Annotated in this window: 1 pseudogene; it reads left to right on the top strand. The window is 71.6% G+C overall.

The annotated features are described in order from the left end of the window. A pseudogene (locus tag Q392_RS26275) lies at positions 1-2,480 on the top strand (hypothetical protein); the annotation flags it as partial.

The raw sequence follows: 2,480 nt of genomic DNA, 5'->3' as shown, positions 1-2,480 counted from the left end.
CCGGCGGCCAGGCAGCTCGAGGTCATCAACACCGGCGGCACGCTGGTGGCGGACCAGGGCGTGGTGGTGGATGCGGCCAGGTTCAGCGGCGACGGTGAAGTGGGCTCCGGCCAGAATCTGCGCATTGCCACGACGCAGGACCTCGTCAACAGCGGCAACATCCGCGCCGACGGCGACCTCGACTACGGCACCACGGGCCGCCTGACCAACAACGGCACGCTGTCGGCCGGCGGTGCCCTCACCGTGCGCGGCGACGTCGTGGACAACACCGCCACCGGCGAGATGAGCGGTGCCGGCACCCGCGTGAACGCCGGCACGCTCACCAACCGGGGCCTGATCGACAGCCTGGGCGAGACCCGCATCGACGCCGATGCCGTTCACAACATCGGCACAGGCCGCATCTACGGCGACCACGTCGCCATCGCCGCAACCGCCCTCGACAACCTTGCCGAGACGGTGGACGGCAGCGTGCGCGCGGCCACCATCGCGGCGCGCCAGCGCCTGGACATCGGCGTGCAGGCGCTGAGCAACCGCGACGGCGCGTTGATCTACAGCGACGGCGACCTCGCCATCGGCGGCGCGCTGGATGCCCAGGGCCGCGCCACCGGCTCGGCCGCCACCCTGGACAACCACGCCGCCACCATCGAGGCCCGCGGCAATGCCATCATCGCCGCCCGCACGCTCACCAACACCAACGGTGGCGTGACCTACACCTACGAGAGCGTACAGGGCGAGCACGTCACGCAGTACATGGTGCCCGGCAGCGCGCAGACCCACGACGCGCGCGACGTGCTGTTCATCGCCGGCGCGTTGCCGCTGGGCATTCCGGGCACCACGAACCAGTACTGGGGCGGATGGACTGCCTACCCGGCCACCCACCCCCTGGGCGCCGGCAGCAACGGCGCCATCAGCCTGCTGGTGCCCGCGCCCGAGTACCCGCTGGAGCGCTTCCTGGCCTACTACCTTGCCAGCCCCCGGCACAGCGCCGACCTGGTCTATACGCGCGAGGAGGGCGGAGACGACCAGCACACCGTCACCGTCACCGAGCCGGGCGCCTGGTACGCCATCGGCGACCCCATCTGGGCCACCTTCGGCGTGGCACCGCCTGCGGCCGAACTGCCGACCGACAACCCCGGGCGTCTGGACCCGGACATCACCGTGGGACAGACCGGAATCTACGTATCTGTCGTCGACCCGGTCACGGGAACGGCGCACCAGGAGTTCCAGCCCTTCAGCCATCCCGTCACCCAGGCCGAGTACGACCAGTACCACGACTACATGGGCGCCCATCGGCGCCTGGACGCGGCGACCCAGGATTTCGTCCTGACAGTGCTGGGCGGCTCGGCCCAGGTGGACGGCACCACGGTGCACAAGCCCGGGCGCGTGTCCGACCTGTACGACGTGCTCGACTACGACGTCACCCGCCACACGCCCGTGCTGCAAAGCTCCGCGCCGGGCCTGATCGTGGCCGGCGGCAGCATGACCCTCACGGTGGACCACGGCACCAACCAGGCCAGCCAGATCCTGGCCGGCGGCGCGCTGAACGTCGGGCCCGGTGGGATCGACAACGTCGGCGTGACCGTGGCCGCGCCGGAGGTGCACGTCGGCACCGTCATCCACAGCTACGTGCAGAACGACGACGAGCGCAAGTACAGCATCCAGCCCTACGACCAGACCATCCTCGGCACCGCCACGCTCGCGGCATCGCGCCAGGAGGGGCACGTGGTCCTCGGCACCGGCGCGCAGGTGCCTGGCGCCGCCGCGGGCCAGGGCGCTGCCGCCGCGCAGGGCGCGGGCGGCGTGGGCCAGGCCGTCAGCCCCATCGTGCAGGTGCAGGCGGCCTCGGCGGGGCCGTCCGGCCCCCTGGTCGTGCGCACCGCCACCCCCGCGCTGGGCGTGCCCGCCGCGAGCCTGTTCGGCACGAACGCCGGCGCGGGCCGCTACCTGATCGAGACCGACCCGCGCTTCGCCAGCTACCGCGCGTGGCTCGGCAGCGACTACCTGCTCGACCACCTCGGCGTCGATCCCGACAACGCCCTCAAGCGCCTGGGCGACGGCTATTACGAGCAGCGCCTGATCCGCGAGCAGGTGCAGCAACTCACCGGCTACCGCTACCTGGACGGCTACACCAGCGACGAGGCGCAGTTCGCCGCGCTGATGGACGCGGGCGTGACCTTCGCGCGGCAGTACGGCCTGACGCCCGGCGTGGCCCTCAGCGCCGCGCAGATGGCGCAGCTCACCAGCGACATCGTCTGGCTGGTCGAACAGAGCGTGACCCTGCCGGACGGCAGCACCCAGCGCGTGCTGGTGCCGCAGCTGTACGTTCGCGTGCGCGAGGGCGACATCGACGGCAGCGGCGCGCTGCTGTCGGGCCAGCGGGTGAACCTGCAGCTCACCGCCGCTGGGGCCGATCTGAACAACGTCTCGGGCACCATCGCCGGGCGCCAGGCGGTGCAGATCGACGCGCAGAACATCAACCA

The organism is Xenophilus azovorans DSM 13620 (assembly GCF_000745855.1).
Lineage (GTDB): Bacteria > Pseudomonadota > Gammaproteobacteria > Burkholderiales > Burkholderiaceae_C > Xenophilus > Xenophilus azovorans.
This window is presented reverse-complemented; position numbering and strand designations above follow the sequence as displayed.